19 protein-coding genes are annotated in these 15,668 nt (G+C 60.5%); 10 read left to right on the forward strand and 9 right to left on the reverse strand.

Annotated features, from left to right (window positions below; genetic code table 11):
* Window positions 1-22 precede the first annotated feature (22 nt).
* The 4 genes from ACO07N_RS06090 to ACO07N_RS06105 all read left to right on the forward strand — a co-directional run bounded on the left by ACO07N_RS06090 (window position 23) and on the right by ACO07N_RS06105 (window position 3,761).
* The gene (locus ACO07N_RS06090) at window positions 23-916 is read left to right on the forward strand and encodes a cation diffusion facilitator family transporter (RefSeq protein ID WP_421980170.1); all 894 of its coding nucleotides are present in this window, start codon (window positions 23-25) and stop codon (window positions 914-916) included.
* Window positions 917-962: 46 nt separating this feature from the next.
* Window positions 963-1,793 (forward strand): carbohydrate ABC transporter permease, encoded by an 831-nt coding sequence (locus ACO07N_RS06095; protein WP_421980171.1) that lies wholly within the window; start codon window positions 963-965, stop codon window positions 1,791-1,793.
* A gap of 56 nt (window positions 1,794-1,849) precedes the next feature.
* On the forward strand, window positions 1,850-2,533 hold the full coding sequence (locus ACO07N_RS06100; protein WP_421980172.1) for an HAD family hydrolase: 684 nt from the start codon (window positions 1,850-1,852) through the stop codon (window positions 2,531-2,533).
* A 112-nt stretch (window positions 2,534-2,645) separates the two neighbouring features.
* Entirely contained in the window at window positions 2,646-3,761 is a 1,116-nt protein-coding gene (locus ACO07N_RS06105; protein WP_421980173.1) for a methyl-accepting chemotaxis protein, read from the forward strand.
* A gap of 124 nt (window positions 3,762-3,885) precedes the next feature.
* Here ACO07N_RS06105 and ACO07N_RS06110 read toward each other — a convergent pair whose 3' ends face one another.
* The 4 genes from ACO07N_RS06110 to ACO07N_RS06125 form a co-directional block, all read right to left on the reverse strand.
* Complete coding sequence (locus ACO07N_RS06110) at window positions 3,886-5,214, reverse strand: ammonium transporter (protein WP_319384556.1); 1,329 nt, start codon at window positions 5,212-5,214, stop codon at window positions 3,886-3,888.
* A gap of 20 nt (window positions 5,215-5,234) precedes the next feature.
* Complete coding sequence (locus ACO07N_RS06115; protein WP_421980174.1) at window positions 5,235-5,573, reverse strand: P-II family nitrogen regulator; 339 nt, start codon at window positions 5,571-5,573, stop codon at window positions 5,235-5,237.
* Between the two features lie 430 nt (window positions 5,574-6,003).
* Entirely contained in the window at window positions 6,004-6,576 is a 573-nt protein-coding gene (locus ACO07N_RS06120) for a DUF924 family protein (RefSeq protein ID WP_421980175.1), read from the reverse strand.
* 71 nt (window positions 6,577-6,647) lie between these two features.
* Window positions 6,648-7,457 carry a substrate-binding periplasmic protein gene (locus ACO07N_RS06125; protein WP_421980176.1) on the reverse strand — a complete coding sequence of 270 codons (810 nt, stop codon included), beginning with the start codon at window positions 7,455-7,457 and terminating at the stop codon, window positions 6,648-6,650.
* A 204-nt stretch (window positions 7,458-7,661) separates the two neighbouring features.
* Here ACO07N_RS06125 and ACO07N_RS06130 point away from each other — a divergent pair, with 204 nt between their 5' ends.
* Window positions 7,662-7,889: a sulfurtransferase TusA family protein gene (locus ACO07N_RS06130; RefSeq protein WP_421980177.1), complete on the forward strand. Its 228-nt coding sequence runs from the start codon at window positions 7,662-7,664 to the stop codon at window positions 7,887-7,889.
* Between the two features lie 12 nt (window positions 7,890-7,901).
* Here the strand turns inward: ACO07N_RS06130 and ACO07N_RS06135 are convergent, their stop codons facing one another.
* Window positions 7,902-8,198: a 4a-hydroxytetrahydrobiopterin dehydratase gene (locus tag ACO07N_RS06135; RefSeq protein ID WP_421980178.1), complete on the reverse strand. Its 297-nt coding sequence runs from the start codon at window positions 8,196-8,198 to the stop codon at window positions 7,902-7,904.
* Window positions 8,199-8,278: 80 nt separating this feature from the next.
* Here ACO07N_RS06135 and ACO07N_RS06140 point away from each other — a divergent pair, with 80 nt between their 5' ends.
* Entirely contained in the window at window positions 8,279-8,728 is a 450-nt protein-coding gene (locus ACO07N_RS06140) for a low molecular weight protein-tyrosine-phosphatase (protein ID WP_421980179.1), read from the forward strand.
* A gap of 104 nt (window positions 8,729-8,832) precedes the next feature.
* Window positions 8,833-9,123 carry a hypothetical protein gene (locus ACO07N_RS06145; RefSeq protein ID WP_421980180.1) on the forward strand — a complete coding sequence of 97 codons (291 nt, stop codon included), beginning with the start codon at window positions 8,833-8,835 and terminating at the stop codon, window positions 9,121-9,123.
* Between the two features lie 24 nt (window positions 9,124-9,147).
* Here the strand turns inward: ACO07N_RS06145 and ACO07N_RS06150 are convergent, their stop codons facing one another.
* Window positions 9,148-9,927, reverse strand: coding sequence for a phosphatase PAP2 family protein (locus ACO07N_RS06150; RefSeq protein WP_421980181.1), 780 nt, complete (start codon window positions 9,925-9,927; stop codon window positions 9,148-9,150).
* A 242-nt stretch (window positions 9,928-10,169) separates the two neighbouring features.
* On the opposite strand from ACO07N_RS06150, the gene ACO07N_RS06155 reads away from it, so the two are divergent.
* Entirely contained in the window at window positions 10,170-10,808 is a 639-nt protein-coding gene (locus tag ACO07N_RS06155) for a 2-hydroxychromene-2-carboxylate isomerase (protein WP_421984385.1), read from the forward strand.
* 56 nt (window positions 10,809-10,864) lie between these two features.
* On the opposite strand, the gene ACO07N_RS06160 is transcribed toward ACO07N_RS06155, so the two are convergent.
* Window positions 10,865-12,010 carry a hybrid sensor histidine kinase/response regulator gene (locus ACO07N_RS06160; protein WP_421980182.1) on the reverse strand — a complete coding sequence of 382 codons (1,146 nt, stop codon included), beginning with the start codon at window positions 12,008-12,010 and terminating at the stop codon, window positions 10,865-10,867.
* 194 nt (window positions 12,011-12,204) lie between these two features.
* Between ACO07N_RS06160 and ACO07N_RS06165 the strand changes: the two genes are divergently transcribed.
* Entirely contained in the window at window positions 12,205-13,176 is a 972-nt protein-coding gene (locus tag ACO07N_RS06165) for an AEC family transporter (protein WP_421980183.1), read from the forward strand.
* 9 nt (window positions 13,177-13,185) lie between these two features.
* On the opposite strand, the gene gluQRS is transcribed toward ACO07N_RS06165, so the two are convergent.
* A complete protein-coding gene (gluQRS, locus tag ACO07N_RS06170) occupies window positions 13,186-14,070 on the reverse strand; it encodes a tRNA glutamyl-Q(34) synthetase GluQRS (protein WP_421980184.1) in 885 nt (294 codons plus the stop codon).
* Window positions 14,071-14,182: 112 nt separating this feature from the next.
* On the opposite strand from gluQRS, the gene ACO07N_RS06175 reads away from it, so the two are divergent.
* Complete coding sequence (locus ACO07N_RS06175; protein WP_421980185.1) at window positions 14,183-14,824, forward strand: DNA-3-methyladenine glycosylase family protein; 642 nt, start codon at window positions 14,183-14,185, stop codon at window positions 14,822-14,824.
* Here ACO07N_RS06175 and ACO07N_RS06180 read toward each other — a convergent pair.
* Entirely contained in the window at window positions 14,813-15,604 is a 792-nt protein-coding gene (locus ACO07N_RS06180) for an alpha/beta hydrolase (protein ID WP_421980186.1), read from the reverse strand. The genes ACO07N_RS06175 and ACO07N_RS06180 overlap by 12 nt on opposite strands.
* Window positions 15,605-15,668 lie beyond the last annotated feature (64 nt).

Here is a 15,668-nt window from a genome sequence, read left to right on the forward strand (position 1 = left end):
GGCTCACGCAACGGGGAAGTGCATGGATCAGGCTTTGAGGCTTCGGGTTGCTTTTGCGAGCATATTCGTCGGCATCCTCGTTCTGGCCCTCAAGATCGGCGCCTATCTTCTGACCGCGTCGGTCGCTCTTTATTCCGATGCACTCGAAACGTCGGTCAATATCGTCTCGTCCATCGCCGCACTCGCCGCCGTTTGGTTGGCGTCCAAGCCCGCGGACAAGAACCATCCCTACGGCCACGACAAGGCGGAATATTTTGCTGCCGTCCTTGTCGGCGTGATGATCGTGCTGGCCGCGATTTCGATATTCCGGGCCGCCTGGATCGGTTTCACCGCCGGTGACCATCCGAACTATTCTCCGCTCGGGATCGGATTGAACCTGGCATCGGCGATCATCAACGGCGCCTGGGCCCGGTTTCTGATGAGCTTCGGCAGAAGATCAAGCTCGCCCGCACTCATCGCGGACGGCAAGCACCTGATGACCGATGTCGTGACCTCCGTCGGCGTGCTTCTGGGCGTCGGACTGGTGCTGCTGACCGGCTGGCAACTGCTCGACCCTGCCCTTGCGGTCATCGTCGGCGTACTGGTGCTGTGGTCCGGCTGGGAACTCGTCAAGGAATCGATTGGCGGCCTGATGGACGAGGCTGCGTCCGCCGAGGTTCTCGGCACGATCCGCGAACAGATTTCCCAGCATGGAGAGGGAGCCCTGGAAGCCCATGACCTGCGCACGCGCATTGCCGGCAGGTCCACCTTCATCGACTTCCATCTCGTTGTCCCCGGGGACATGTCGGTCGACACGGCCCATGACATCTGCGACCGGATCGAAGCCGCGATCAAGGAAGGTGTTCCAGGTGCCCGGATCACCATTCATGTCGAGCCGGAACACAAGGCCAAGCATTCGGGTATCGTGGTCGTATGACCAGATACAGGGAAGCCGCTCAGGCGGAACGAAGTTGGAAACACCTTTGACACATGCATTCAGGCGCAGAGCCCGGACCATCGCGGATCACACGATCCTGATTTCAGGATCCGTGCTCATGTGTTTGCCGGTCTATATGCTCTTCGCCGCGACCACGCATGCCCCCGGCACTCCGATGCTGCCGCGCCTCGACCCGGGCGGAGCCCTTGTTGCCAATTACAGCGCCTTTTTGTCGTCAAGCGCCGGTTTTTCCGGAGATATCACGGTCGCCGGAATGCTGTGGAACTCGCTTGTGCTGGGGACCGGGTTCGCGTCGCTCAAGGTGGCCGTTTCCCTGCTTGCGGCCTACACGCTGGTCTATTTCAGGGTGAAGGGCGCAAGCGCCATCTTCGCGATCCTGCTGCTGACGTTGATGCTGCCGCTCGAATCCCGGTTCTTGCCCACCTATGACGTCGTCGCGCAACTGGGGCTGGTGAACACGGAAGCCGGGCTCATCTTCCCGCTTGTCGCCTCGGGGCTCGGAACCCTGTTCTTTCGTCAGTTCCTTCTGACCGTCCCCGACGTGCTCCTGGAATCGGCACGGCTGGACGGGGCCGGAAGCTGGAAATTCTTCAAGGACATCCTGATGCCTCTTTCGGCGCCGACGGCTGCGGCACTCTTTCTTGTCTTGTTCGTGAACGGCTGGAACCAGTATCTTTGGCCGGTAATGGTGACCTCGGAGGAAGCCACCTACACGCTCGTGAGGGGCATGCAGTTTTTCGGCCGTGCCAGCCTCCCCGGCCTGATGCTGGCCGTGCTTGCGATCCTGCCTCCGTGCCTTCTTGTCATTTTGTTTCAACGACAAGTCGTTAAGGGACTGTTCGACGGTTCGCACTAGGGTCCGTACCTTGGTACGGACCCGAACACCTCAAGTCAGAAAGGGACGATACGCGCATGGCATTTGAAGCAATCCTGTTTGATTGCGACGGCGTTCTAGTCGATTCGGAACTGATCTACGTTGATGTGGAACGGGAACACCTTGCCCGGATCGGCCTGCACTACGACCTGGACGAATACATGGACCGGTTTCAGGGTCTGGGGGGCACGGATTTCTGGGCGACCCTGGACCGGGACCACCGGGCACTCGGTAAGGGACCGCTGCCGGAAAACTTCAGTGCCGACCTCGACGCGGCCACCATGGAGCGCATCAACCGCGAACTGTCGGAAATTGCCGGTATCAAGCAGCTTCTCCAAGACCATGGCGGATTGCGGGCGGTTGCCTCGTCCTCGCGCCTGGCAAGGCTGGTCCACAAACTGCAGCACACGGGCCTTTACGCTTTTTTCGAGCCCCACATCTATTCCGGCGAACAGGTGCCGAACGGCAAGCCGGCTCCGGACCTGTTCCTGTTCGCCGCTCAGAAGCTCGGAGCAGATCCGCATTCCTGCCTGGTCATCGAAGACAGTGCCAACGGCGTTAAGGCCGGCCTTGCCGCCGGAATGACCGTCTGGGGGTTCGTCGGCGGCGGGCACAGTCACCACGGCCACGCGGACCAGCTGCGCCAGGCCGGCGCGCACAGGATTGTCGACACCCATGATGACCTGGCGGGCCTTCTGCGGTCCGGCAGCACCCCTGCGTGACATCAGCCGTTTCATTCAACATATTTTAGGGTATCGAAAGGCCGGCGCGGCAGACTCCGATACTGACCGCGGGCGTCCATGATTCGGATCCCGTAAACTGAAGGGACACCCCATGTTCAAGCGTGCCGTGATCACGGCTCTGATCGTCGGATCGATCCTGACCGTCATCAATCAGGTCGACGCCGTTTTCGGGCCGGCCGAACTCGTCATCTGGCAGGCCCTCCTGTCGACGGCCGTGCCCTTCATTGTCTCACTCGTCAGCGCCTATCTCACCCTGAAGACCAAGGAGGCGGGAAATGCGGGACGACCGGCCGCCACCCCTGTCGGAGCCGGGCCTGCCGGTCCGGGCGATCCGGACCGGGCGCCCGGCGGCGCTCTCTCACCGCTCCCCGTCGAAGAGGAGATTCGACAGCTGAAAGACGCTTGGGCCGTCGTTTCGGAGATCGGCCAGAACGCAAGGGCGGTGAACATCGCCAGCAAGGAACGTGCGGACTTTCTCGCGGACCTCATTTCGACGTCCGAGCATATCCAGAAGGATCTCCACTCGGTGGGCCTGGAAGCACAGGGCTGTACGCAGGATCTTGCCGATGCCGGAGGCAAGATCACGCAGGCGCGCGAGGGCATAACCGCAATCTCGCAAACCTGCCTCAGCGCCGCTGAGCTGGTCGGGCATCTGGGCACTGCGACGTCAGATCTGACCAGCAAGTTCAATGATATCGAAAATCTGGCGCAGGAGATCTCGTCGATCTCGTCTCAGACCAACCTGCTCGCGCTCAACGCCACCATCGAAGCGGCGCGGGCGGGCGACGCCGGCAAGGGCTTTTCTGTCGTTGCGGGCGAGGTGAAAGTCCTGGCAGGATCGACGGAGAAAGCGGTTGAATCCATTGCAACGATCCTTTCGGAAATGACGAGATCGCTCGCCGAGACACGACAGCTGGTCGAAACCGCGAAAGAGAAACTGCAACTTTCCGACACGCAAAGCGCCGACAGTCTGGAGCAGATTTCGTCGGTGGAGACCTATCTGAGCGACCTGACCAGCCGCAACGAGGCGACCTTCCGTCAGATGACGGATCGGACCGCCGCGCTCGACAAGGTGTCCAGCAACCTTCACCAGATCCGCAAGGACACGGAAAACGCCATCAAGGGGTCCGCCCGCAACATCGAGCTCGCCAAGCGCGCCTCGGAGACGGTTCAGGACGTGGCCGACCGCCTGACGCATTCAGCCTGACGCATTACAAATGAACGGCGGCACCGTTCCGAAGACAAAAAAAACCCGGGGTCGCCCCCGGGTTTCCAGTTTGCGGTCCGAGCCATTAGACCGCCTGGGAGATTTCTTTCTTCGCCTCTGAACCTCAGAGACGCTGAGAACCGGTTCCGAATTCCGGATAGGCTTCCACGCCGATTTCGACCTTGTCGAGACCAAGAGCCTCTTCTTCGTCGGAGACGCGGATACCCATGGTGCTCTTCAGGATGAACCAGACGATGCCGCTGGCAACGAATGCGAACACGCCGTAGGACACGATACCGATGATCTGTGTGCCGTAGGAAGCATCGCCGTTCGACAGCGGAACGATGAGGGTGCCCCAGATGCCCGCAAGCAGGTGAACCGGGATAGCGCCGACAACGTCGTCGATTTTCAGCTTGTCGAGCAGCGGAACAGCGAAGACAACGATCGCACCACCGACACCACCGATGAACAGCGTTGCCCACATGTTCGGTGCAAGCGGTTCAGCCGTGATGGAGACGAGGCCGGCAAGCGCGCCGTTGAGCGCCATGGTCACATCGACCTTCTTGTAGAGAACCTGCGTCAGGATCACCGCGACGATCACGCCGGAAGCAGCAGCCATGTTGGTGTTGGCGAAGATGCGCGAGATGTCCGTTACATCGCCGATGGAACCCATTGCGAGCTGCGACGCGCCGTTGAAGCCGAACCAGCCGAGCCACAGGATGAACGTACCGAGCGTTGCAAGCGGCATGGACGATCCGGGAAGCGGATGCACGGTGCCGTCAGCGCCATACTTGCCTTTACGGGCACCAAGGATGATGGCACCGGCCAGAGCAGCCCAGCCACCCACGGAGTGAACGATCGTGGAACCGGCGAAGTCGGAGAAGCCCATCTCCGAGAGCCAGCCGGCGCCCCACTGCCAGGAACCGGAAATCGGGTAGATGATGCCGGTAAGAACAGCCGTGAAGATCAGGAACGGCCAGAGCTTGACGCGCTCGGCCACGGTACCGGAAACAATCGACGCCGTTGCGGCCACGAAGACCATCTGGAAGAACCAGTCGGACGCCGTCGAATAACCGGTGTCGAGGGCGTCGCCGCCGACCGGATCGAAGGAATAGGGACCGAAGGAACCGATGAAACCGCCGTCGACGCCGGTGTACATCAGGTTATAGCCGGTGATCCAGAACATCACGCCTGCGATCGAGTAGAGCGAAATGTTCTTCAGGCACTGCATCGACACGTTTTTCGAACGCACGAGGCCGGCTTCCAGCATTGCGAAACCGGCAGCCATCCACATGACGAGGAACCCGCCGATGAGGAACAGAAGTGTGTTGAAGATATAAGCAACTTCCGGAGACACGGCCGGAGTTTCAGCTGCATCCTGAGCGAACACCGGCAGAGCCGAAAGGCTCAACACGGCAAGCGCCGCCGCACTCTTTGCGACAAGTTTTTTCATGATACGTTTCCTTACCTAAATCACAGAGCTTCGGCGTCTGTTTCGCCAGTGCGGATGCGCACAGCCTGATCGATCGAGTGAACGAATATTTTGCCGTCTCCGATCTGACCGGTCTTGGCGGCCCCGGAGATCACGTCGATTACCTTCTCGACATCAGAGGTATCGACGGCGACTTCGATTTTCAGCTTCGGCAGGAAGCTCACCGCGTACTCTGTTCCGCGGTAGATTTCGGTATGCCCCTTTTGGCGGCCATAGCCTTTCACTTCGGTCACCGTCAGCCCCTGTATGCCAATGCCCGTCAGGGCATCGCGCACTTCGTCGAGCTTGAACGGCTTAATGATGGCCATCACTATTTTCATTGCTCGTACCATTCCCCTTTTTTCGCCCCTTCCCGTCGAAGGGACTCGGTCGTCAGCCCCGGTGCCGTGTCTGTTTGAAGCCCCTCTGGAAGACTGTTCAGATCTCGCATGCACCATGACCCAATCGCCGGGCCAACGTCGGCGTCTGTTAATCAAGGACCGTGCCAACTGGCGAGAGAAAGTGAAAAAGATAATTTTTTCAGACACTTGTATGATCAGATCGAAAATTCACCCGTTAAGAAATCTGAGCGTGATGAATTTCGAGGCAGTTTTTCTGACTAAAAAATAGACGGATTTTAGGCAAGGTGTGAAAAATTAGGCAGATGGAAGACTGGGCAAAAGCATCGAAATGAGGCAACCGGATATCGAAGCCGGAAGACCGGCCGGTCTACACTGGGGCAACGGGCAAAAGGATACCGGCAAGCGGATTTCAGGCGGAAAAACCGCCATCGTCCAGATAGGCGATCTCTGCGGGAGTGGAGTCACGCTCAAGGATCTTGTTGCGATGCGGAAAGCGCCCGAACCGCCTGATCACGTCCATGTGGATCAGGGCGTAGTGATAAAAGTCCGTGTTTCCAAGGCGCCGGCACAGGTCAACGGACCGCTCCTGGTGGGACATGTCTTCGGAATGTTCAAACGGCAGATAGAAGAACACCCGCACATCCTTGGGGAAAGCGCGGTCGAAACCTCTCTCCAGGGCGGTCTCGGCAATCGACACGGCCTTTGCGTCGGAAGCAAACGCCTCCGGTGTACCCCTGTAGATGTTGCGCGTCATCTGATCGAGCAGGATCAGCAGCGCGAGGGCGCCGTCCGCGGTCTCCGCCCAGTGATCCAGCGCGCCGGCGGTCGCGGCTTCGACGGTTTTGCGGAACCCGTCGCGGCAGCTTCCATCGAATTTGTCACCACCCGCGAACCATTTCGGCGCGCCTGCCTGCCACCAGAAATCGAGAACGTCCAAGGGAGAAACAGGCATCTCGGGCATTTGGGCACGTCCACTCGTCATGACTTTTCCTAACGGGATTTCGTCATATCCCATGCCATTTCAGTCTCAAGAACGCAATGCGCGTGAACAACCTAGCCAGCGCACGCGCGGCTTTGCCAGTTTTCCCGGTGACGGCGCATCTGTTCTTGAAGATAGCCGCTTTCTTTCAACGCCGCCATTTCATCCCTGAACGCCTCGACGAGCTGGATGTCCGTGCCGCGGCTGAAGACGGCCCAGAGCGGTTTTGCCAGGTCTTCTATGTAGACGACGGGCCGCAATTGGTCGCCGTCATATCCCTGCCGGCATGCGGAGGCCTCGGCCAGAAATCCCGTGAGCGGCAGCAGATCGATCCTGCCGAGGTAAAGCATTTCGATCCCCTGGCGATAGTCGGTGATCGGAACCAGTTGGCCGGAGGTTTCAAGTCCGGCCTCGCGGAGATAGGCATGCGTGTTGCCGCCGTCCTGCACGCCGATCCGCACGTCGGCGCCCTTAAGATCGGCGACGGTATCGGCTGCAATTTCCGGGTTGGACCTGAGCTGATAAAGATACTGGCCATAGGGCGACACCTCGCCCAGCCAGAGAAACTGCTCTTCGCGCTTAGGCGTGCGGGAAAGCGAAAACAGCAATACGTTGGGAACCCTTTCCGCGGTCAGCATGGCGCGTTTCCACGGCATGAACTCGATCGACGCAGTCTTCAACGGAATGCGTTTTTTGACCCGCTCCATCACCGCCGAAATATACTGCGCCACATAGCCGTCCGGTGTTCCGTCATTGTCCCATTGAAGCGGAGCAAAACTCTGCGTGACGATCCGGATCGACTTGGTCTCGGCAGAGACACAGGGGGTCGCCCCAAGCGCGAGCAAGGCAACGGCGGCGAAGATCAGCCAGGGTTTCGTGGTCATGTCACTTCCGAACTATCCGGCATCAGAACGAGATGCAGGCGCTCCCTGATCGTGCGCGATTCGAACAAATGCACATGGCACTTTCATATCAGACGATCATTAATGGCCCTTGAAGGAATGGAAACCATCTGTCTTTTGAACTAGATCATGCCTTGTACGAAGAATGTGCGAGAAACCACGCGACAGCAAAAAAGAAGGTTTACTGTGTCCGAAACCCTGCTTGATCTGAAGGGTCTGAAGTGCCCGCTCCCTGTGCTCAAGGCGCGCAAGGCCATGTCGCGGATCCCTTCCGGCGACCGGCTGGTCGTTCTGACGACTGATCCGATGGCCGAAATCGACATCCCCCATTTCTGCCGGGAAAACGGCCACACGCTCGTTTCGAGCGAACGAACGGAGTTCGGTCACAGGTTCCTGCTCGCCAAGGGCGCCTGAAGCCCCGTTACATCAATCCCGGGACGCGATGCTGTCGATCTGACGGGCAAGCTCCAGGTCCAGTTCGCTCAGGCCGCCGACATCATGGGTGGCAAGCGTGATGTCGACCGTTCGGTAGACATTCGACCATTCGGGATGATGGTTCATTTTTTCGGCGATCAGCGCCACATGTGCCATGAACCCGAAGGCTTCGCAAAAATCCTTGAACTTGAAGGACCTGAAGATGGCCTCTCGTCCTTCGCACAGATGCCAGTCCGGCAAGGTCAGGAGCCCGGCGGCACGATCTTCCGGTTTCAGTCGTTCAACCATCTGTCCAACCCTTCGCTACGATATTGCAATTCCCGCCATGCAAAAGCACGATGTCGGTCCTGAGGATATCGGAGAGTGCGGTGACCCACAAAGTTCTGTTTGTCTGTCTTGGCAACATTTGCCGTTCCCCCCTCGCAGAGGGCATTTTTTCCGGGCTCGTCGGTGAGGCCGGCCGGACCTCAGATTTCCTTATCGATTCGGCGGGCACCGGAACTTGGCACGTCGGCAATCCACCAGATCCGCGATCGGTGGACATTGCCGCCAGACACGGACTCGACATCTCGCATCAGCAGGCCCGAACCGTCACCGAGGGAGATTTCGACCGGTTTGACGTGATCGTTGCCATGGACGGCGACAACCTGGCCGCCCTCGCGTCCATCAGCAAGACACCCCGCGCCGAGATCCGCCTCCTGCTGAACGCACCGCCGATGGACGTGCCTGATCCCTATTTTGGTGGTCCGGAAGGATTTGAGGACGTATTCCGCCTGATCCGGTCCGGGTGCGAGAAACTGCTCTCCGGCATTGCCTGAAAAGGGTGTGTTCGAATCCCGCGGCATTTGACCGGTTGTTTTCATAAATCCTTCTTACAGCCTGCGCTAAGGGTAACGTTCCCGACGGTGAGGCTGCGTTTGCAATGAAATTCCTCTGGTGGTCCCTGGCCGCCCTGCTCCTGTTGCTGGGACTTGCAACGGTATGGCTGCCCATCCCGACCGGGGTGCCGTTGCTTGCGCTCGGGTTGATCGTGATTGTCGGAACGAGCAGAAGCGCCGCGCGGCTCCTGCGCAGGCGCCGCCGCGCAACGCCGCCCTTGAACGATGCGATCACTTGGGTTGAAAACCGGTCCCCGTTGCGTTTCGCCAGAATTCTGAAACGAACCCGGCCAAGGAAAAAGCGGATCCAAGCGGATTCAGAGCACCTCACCTGATCGATCACAGCGCACCGGTTGGGATCACTGCTCCGAGAACCGCTGCAGGATCCCGTGAAGCAAACGCTTTGCTCGACGTCCGGCGCGGCGCAGACTGCGATGGAGACGGCGGCCCTTTACCGTGAACCATTCATCCATCTTCCGGTCCGTGACCAGCGGCGGAACCCTCTGGTAGAGAAGATGGTAGACGGCGAGAATGAGCAGCAGCGTCACGCCCCAGGAAATCAGCGTGTCGGAAAAGAAATGTCCGCCAAAGGCGACCCTGTTGGCCGAGAGGATCACGCAAAGCGGCAGTACGAAACAGAGCGTCGCCTTGCGCCAGCTTGCCGGTACGAGAAACGCGACCGAGGTAAGCCACATCGCGGCCGAGGCCTCGCCCGAAACGAAGGAACAGTTGCGCTCGCAATGATCGGAAATGACCCAGACCGGCTGATGCGGCAAGTCACCGCCGAACTCCTCGACATACCTGGGCCGCGGACGGCCCCAGTTGTCTTTCAGGATGGTGTTCACCAGGACACCGGGTCCCATGATGAGCGTGGTCAGCAGAAACAGCGGCTGTCTCAGCGGCAGGATCGGCGGCCGGCCGGGTGCAAGGAGCTTCAGAACAAGCACCGCGACGCAACTGATCGCAATCACGCGCACGAGAAACGGCCCGAGGTGTCTGACATCTCGCAAAAAGGCTTCATTTTGAGCCCAGAACCCCGCCGTCTCCGAATAGAAAAGGCCGCTGACGAGAAAATCGACACGCGGAAAGGCAAGAAAAAACGCGGAAACCGCGACGATGTAGATCGAGACGCAGACCATCGGGCGCGCCCTGCACCAACCGGCTATCTTGCGAAGCGGAGACCTGGGACTATTCTCGTGTGATAGGGTTTGCGTCATTACTGCTTTTCGAACCAGTTCGGAGTTTCGCGTTCAAGGTCGTTGCGGTGCAGCCTGTCTTGCAAAGCTATGACCTAACGCATCCGGCGATGCCATCCAAGCCCCGGAGACCGGCAGGCATTCAAGGGGAGTATCACAAGGTGTCCACAAGCCGCCAGACCGGTATGCATGCAAAATCCGACATAGGTTCCGAACAGGCGGACCTGCGGCCGACCGTGGAATTCTGGTACGAGTTCGCATCCACTTACAGCTATCTGGCAGCCATGCGCATCGAGACCCTGGCGAGCGACTGCAACATCCGCATTGTCTGGCGTCCGTTCCTGCTGGGTCCCATTTTCAAGAAGCAGGGTTGGGACACGTCTCCCTTCAATCTTCATCCCGCGAAGGGCCGCTACATGTGGCAGGACATGGAGCGGCAATGCGAACGATACGGCATCCCCTTCACCATGCCCGCACCGTTTCCCCAGCACAGCCTTCTCGCGGCACGGATTGCCCATGGTGGCCGTCAGCAATCCTGGATCGGAGCGTTTACGCGTGCGGTCTATGTCGCCGAATTCGGCCAGGGTCTGGATATTTCGGATGAAGGCCTCATGGCCAACCTTCTGCTGGAAACAGGTGCGCCGGTCACGCAGGTGCTCAACGAGGCCTCCAGTTCGGAAACCAAGATCGGTTTGCGGGCAGCAGTCTCGGAAGCGGAAGAGCGCGGTATTTTCGGCGCACCCAGTTTCGTTCTGGAAAGCGGTGAACTCTTCTGGGGCGATGACCGGCTGGAACTGGCATTGGAAACGGCCGCACGCGGGTAGCGCCACTCAGGTGCCGGCCCGCAAACTCCTGTCAGGATCACGAAGCGGCAGAAGGCTCATCCGCCGTCCTGCACGCGCTCCAGCGCGGCGAACAGGTCTGCCGGCGACAGCGGTTTTGCAATGACGTCGGCGAAACCCGCAGCGTGCAGCCGCGTCTCGCCGACTGACTCCAGCGCCGCGGTGACGGCGATCAGCGGCAGATCCGAAATCGCCGGGTCGCCCTTGATCTCGCGCGCGGTTTCAACCCCGCTTTTTCCGGGCATGTTAAGGTCGAGAAGCACCGCATCATATGCCTTTGATCTTATTGCGCCCAGCGCCTCATCGCCCGAGTGAACCACGTCGAAGGAATATCCGAACGATTCCATCAGCGCGGACATGAGGCGGCAATTCGTTTCGTTGTCATCGACGATGAGGACGTGTGCAGCGGCTTTTGCCGTCCACTTTTCCGCCCGGGGAGGAATGTCCAGGACAGGCCGGCGGACCGGGGCAGCGCCTCTTTGCGCGGGAATGCGAAGCTCGAAACGGCTTCCGCCCGCCTCGGGCCGAACCAGGCGAAGCTGCGCCCCCAGTTCGCTGGATTGACAGGCGGCTCCCCAGAGCCCGAGACCCGAACCCGCCACTGTCTCAAGACCGCGCCTGCCGCGCGAAAACGGACGGAACAATGTCGCCTCTTCTTCCGCGTCGATCCCGGACCCGGTATCCGTTACCGAAATGCGGACACACTCGTGTTCATCGCGTTTTTGGGCGTCGGATGAAAACCCCTCCTGCGTCACGTCGATGTCGACCGACCCCCGGTCGGTGTATTTGACGGCATTGTCCAGCAGCGTCGTTACGATCCGGCGCAGCTCTGCGGCATGGGATGTCACGAAGTCACATGCGTCCGGCTCAATGTGCAGTCGGAAGACCAGGCCCTTTTCCTCCGCCGCAATCTGAAACAGCTCTGCACAGTCCCGCACGATCTCGGCCACAGCCTGCTCCGGCGTCTCCGTTACTTCATCGGACCTGACTGCCTCGACAAGCTCACCGGTCATCGCCGTCAGCGCATCGATCGATCGAATGAGGATCGAGAGCTTGTCGAACTGGTCCTCGTCAAGCGGCCTGGCACCGATCAGTTCCGCGGTCAGCCGCATCGCAGCGAGCGGTGTCCTGAGATCATGTGCCAGCAATGCCAGCTTGACAGCTTCGTCGTCACGGTCCGGCATGAAGCCCGGTTCCTTCTGCGCGCAGGAACAATCGGATCACCGTGGTTCCAGCATTCGGAGGAAACGGGAAGACCCAGTGTCTTTTGTCAGTGCCATTTTGAAGGCTAGCGGCGCGCGATCCAATCCCCTAAAAGCAATTCCCAACGGCAATTTTCGACCACCCTTCTTCGCCCCCGAGGCCTCGCTGAAACCGGATGCTTGCACAGACCTTCCTGATCGTCGCCCCAGTCTTTCTCCTGATCGGGATCGGCTATTGCTTCGCCCGCTTTGGCGTCCTGAACCAGTCCATCGGTGCAGCGCTCGGCGACTTCGTCTTCATCGTCGCCGTGCCTGTCCTGATCTTTCGCTCCCTCATCAATGCGGACTTGTCCGGCGGATTTCCGCTGACCCTCTGGGGAAGCTACTTCCTGGGTGTCGCTGTTGCCTGGACACTTGGGACACTGGTCATTCGCAAGGTGTTTCGACGCGAGGCCAGGGCCGGCGCGATCGGTGCGATCTCGGCCTCCTACTCCAATGTCGTGCTTGTCGGCATGCCGCTCATTGCCGCCGTCTACGGCAATGGCGGGCTTGTACCACTACTTCTGATCATCTCCGTTCATCTTGCCACCATGACTGTCATCACGGCCATCGCCATGGAGCGCACGGCGGCGATCGACAGCGGCAGTGAAATGCCGCCGGTCGGCAGGCTCGTCCTTGAGGCCGGCCGAAAGGTATGCGCCAATCCGCTCATCATCACCGTTGTTTTCGCACTGCTCTGGCGTCAGACCGGTCTGGACATACCGGAAGTCGGCGACGACGTGCTGCGCCGCATTGCCGCGACAGCTCTTCCTCTGGCCCTGCTCTCTCTCGGCATGAGCCTCGTGCACTATGGACTGCGGGGCAACATTCTGCCCGGCTTTCTGCTCGGCGCGATCAAGGTCTTGATCATGCCGGCCGTGGTGTTTCTGGCGGCTGCCTTCCTGTTTCAGCTTCCGCCGCTCTGGACGGCCGCCGCAACGCTCGCCGCAGGCTGTCCGACGGGCGTGAACGCCTATATTTTCGCCAACCGCTACGGCACCGGCCATGCGATGTCGGCAAACGCGATCACCCTGACCACGCTCGTTGCAATCGGAACCATCAGCCTCTGGACGTCGTTTTTGGCGTACTGGTTCGATGGCGCGCTCTGACGGCGCTGATCAAAGGCCGATGCGCCGCCGCAGCTCCGTGAGCGTAAGCCCGCCTTCGCGCAACGACTTGAGGCTCGTGTCGTCGTTCGATTTCGAGAGCTTGCGCCCGTCCGGGCCGAGAACAAGCCGGTGATGCCGGTACCGGGGTTCCGGTAGATCGAGCAAGGATTGCAGAACCCGGTGGACGCTGGTTGCCTGATAGAGATCCTGTCCGCGCAGAACGTCCGTGATGCCCTGGCGCGCATCATCGATCACCACGGCGAGATGGTAGCTGGTCGGCGTATCCTTGCGCGCCAGCACCACATCCCCCCAGCTTGCCGCATCGGCCGGAACCGCTTCCGCGGGCCCGAAAAGGGCCTTCCCCTCAGACCCCGCTTCCTGCCAGGTGAGGCCGGCACCGACCCGCGCGAGCGCCTTGCGCATGTCCAGACGCAGCGTGAACGGCGCGTCGCTGTCCATACGTTTCCGCAGTTCACTTTCGGAGAGAACCGCGCTGTCGCCCGGATAGAGCGGCGCGCCGTCCGGATCGCGCGGCCAGGGTTTTCCGCTGTCTTCGGTATCCTGTACGAAGCGCCTTATTTCGGCTCTGGACAGATATGCCGAATAGATCAGTCCCATGTCCTGCAGCCTTTCGAGTGCCGCACGGTAGTCGGGAAAGTGCTCGGATTGCCGCAGGACCGGTTCGTCAAGCGGCAGGCCCAGCCACGCCAGATCCTCGAACATGCCGGCTTCAAGCTCCGGCGTACACCGGGCCTGGTCGATGTCTTCGACGCGCACCAGGAACCGCCCGTCCAGCGCCACGGCCGCACGCGCATTCAAAAGCGCGGAAAGCGCGTGACCGATATGAAGGTGTCCATTCGGAGAGGGGGCGAAACGGAAGACAGGCTTGCTCATGAAGGCGGCGGGAACGGGTTGACGCGGAGGCGGACATGAATCATGACCGCTTGTATACCTACCATTCCCGAGACGCCGCGCAAGACAAGACCTGCCAGATGAGACCCGCCAGATGAGATCAATTGAGACCGACGAGGACGTTCAGGCAGGATTGACGGAGCTGATCGCTGCACATCCGGAACTGGCCGCCGTCGCCCGGGCCACTGGCGCTCTGCCGCTTCGCCGCCGGACCGCCGACTTTGCCGGCCTGACCCAGATCGTTACGGCGCAGCAGGTGTCCGTTGCCAGCGCGGCCGCAATCTTTGAGCGGGTGCGCACCCTCGTATCGCCGCTGACGCCCGAGACGCTCGCGTGTTTCTCAGACGCAGACCTCGCTGCAGCCGGTCTCTCCCGGCCGAAAATCAGGACCCTGCGCGCCGTTGCTGCCGCCTGCGAGAGCGGACTGGATCTTGCCCGGCTCACCGAAAAACCGGCTGGCGAGGCACACGCGGCCCTTTGCGAGATAAAGGGGATCGGACGCTGGAGCGCGGATATCTTTCTGCTTTTTTGTGCCGGCCATCCGGATGTTTTCCCGAGCGGCGACCTTGCGTTGCAGATCGCCGTTCAGGATGCTCTCGGTCTCGCAGAAAGACCGGCGGTGCGCGACCTCGACGGGATTGCGCTGAAATGGGCGCCCCACCGCGCCGTCGCGGCCAGGCTGTTCTGGGCCTGGTACCGTGTCATGAAGAACGGCCGCGAGACCTTACCGGTCTGAGTGTCGAGGGCCTGCAAGCGCGGCTTCGATCGAGCGAAGCAGAAGGGCGATGTCCTGCGGGCGCGACAGGCGGTGGTCCCCGTCGGGAACAAGCGTGAACGTCACATCGTCCCGGGGCAGCGCCTCGACCAGCCTTTGCGCGTGGCTTGCCGGAACGTCCGGGTCCAATGCGCCCTGGAGGATCGTGACCGGTGCGCCGAGATGCAAGTCCCGCCCGAAGAGCAAGTGCTTGCGGCCGTCTTCGATCAGCCTGCGCGTGATGACATAGGGATCATCACCGTAGTCTGAGGGCTGTGCCCAGAAGCCCTTGTCGAGGATTGCCGACCGGATGTCGTCGTTGAAGCGCTGTTTCCACATCAGTTCCTCGGTGAAGTCGACGGCCGGCGCGATCAGGACAAGTCCTTTGACCAGCCCGGACTGCCTTCGTTTCAGCGCCAGCAGCAGCGCAAGCCAGCCGCCCATCGACGACCCGACCAGAAGTGCGCCGCTGCCGCAGAACCGGTCGAACACCGCCTCTGCCTCCTCCAGCCAGTCGGAAACACACGCCTCTTCGAAACGTCCGCCTGAGCGTCCGTGACCGGAATAGTCGAACCGCACGATCGCCCGGCCGGTGCGCCTGCCGAATTCGGTAACCGCCTCCGCCTTCGTGCCGGTCATGTCGGATTTGAACCCGGACAGCCACAGCACTGCCGGAGCACCGCCATCGGTGACATCGACCGCGATCTGGCGTTCCGTATCGCCTTTTCCGGCCTGAATGAATTGCGGTTCCTGTCCACCCATATTATGGCTCTCATTCCCTGGTGACGTTTCTGCCTGCCCTTTGACACGGCTGAACCGAACTTAA

Origin of the sequence: Roseibium sp. (genome assembly GCF_965229775.1) — a bacterium.
GTDB lineage: Bacteria > Pseudomonadota > Alphaproteobacteria > Rhizobiales > Stappiaceae > Roseibium.

What these genes read in the sequence shown, in the direction of transcription:
- ACO07N_RS06090 (WP_421980170.1), top strand. Translation starts at nt 23, where the DNA reads ATGGATCAGGCTTTGAGGCTTCGGGTTGCTTTTGCGAGCATATTCGTC.
- ACO07N_RS06100 (WP_421980172.1), top strand. Translation starts at nt 1,850, where the DNA reads ATGGCATTTGAAGCAATCCTGTTTGATTGCGACGGCGTTCTAGTCGAT.
- ACO07N_RS06105 (WP_421980173.1), top strand. Translation starts at nt 2,646, where the DNA reads ATGTTCAAGCGTGCCGTGATCACGGCTCTGATCGTCGGATCGATCCTG.
- ACO07N_RS06110 (WP_319384556.1), bottom strand. Translation starts at nt 5,214, where the DNA reads ATGAAAAAACTTGTCGCAAAGAGTGCGGCGGCGCTTGCCGTGTTGAGC.
- ACO07N_RS06115 (WP_421980174.1), bottom strand. Translation starts at nt 5,573, where the DNA reads ATGAAAATAGTGATGGCCATCATTAAGCCGTTCAAGCTCGACGAAGTG.
- ACO07N_RS06120 (WP_421980175.1), bottom strand. Translation starts at nt 6,576, where the DNA reads ATGACGAGTGGACGTGCCCAAATGCCCGAGATGCCTGTTTCTCCCTTG.
- ACO07N_RS06125 (WP_421980176.1), bottom strand. Translation starts at nt 7,457, where the DNA reads ATGACCACGAAACCCTGGCTGATCTTCGCCGCCGTTGCCTTGCTCGCG.
- ACO07N_RS06135 (WP_421980178.1), bottom strand. Translation starts at nt 8,198, where the DNA reads ATGGTTGAACGACTGAAACCGGAAGATCGTGCCGCCGGGCTCCTGACC.
- ACO07N_RS06145 (WP_421980180.1), top strand. Translation starts at nt 8,833, where the DNA reads ATGAAATTCCTCTGGTGGTCCCTGGCCGCCCTGCTCCTGTTGCTGGGA.
- ACO07N_RS06150 (WP_421980181.1), bottom strand. Translation starts at nt 9,927, where the DNA reads ATGGTCTGCGTCTCGATCTACATCGTCGCGGTTTCCGCGTTTTTTCTT.
- ACO07N_RS06155 (WP_421984385.1), top strand. Translation starts at nt 10,170, where the DNA reads ATGCATGCAAAATCCGACATAGGTTCCGAACAGGCGGACCTGCGGCCG.
- ACO07N_RS06160 (WP_421980182.1), bottom strand. Translation starts at nt 12,010, where the DNA reads ATGCCGGACCGTGACGACGAAGCTGTCAAGCTGGCATTGCTGGCACAT.
- ACO07N_RS06165 (WP_421980183.1), top strand. Translation starts at nt 12,205, where the DNA reads ATGCTTGCACAGACCTTCCTGATCGTCGCCCCAGTCTTTCTCCTGATC.
- gluQRS (WP_421980184.1), bottom strand. Translation starts at nt 14,070, where the DNA reads ATGAGCAAGCCTGTCTTCCGTTTCGCCCCCTCTCCGAATGGACACCTT.
- ACO07N_RS06175 (WP_421980185.1), top strand. Translation starts at nt 14,183, where the DNA reads ATGAGATCAATTGAGACCGACGAGGACGTTCAGGCAGGATTGACGGAG.
- ACO07N_RS06180 (WP_421980186.1), bottom strand. Translation starts at nt 15,604, where the DNA reads ATGGGTGGACAGGAACCGCAATTCATTCAGGCCGGAAAAGGCGATACG.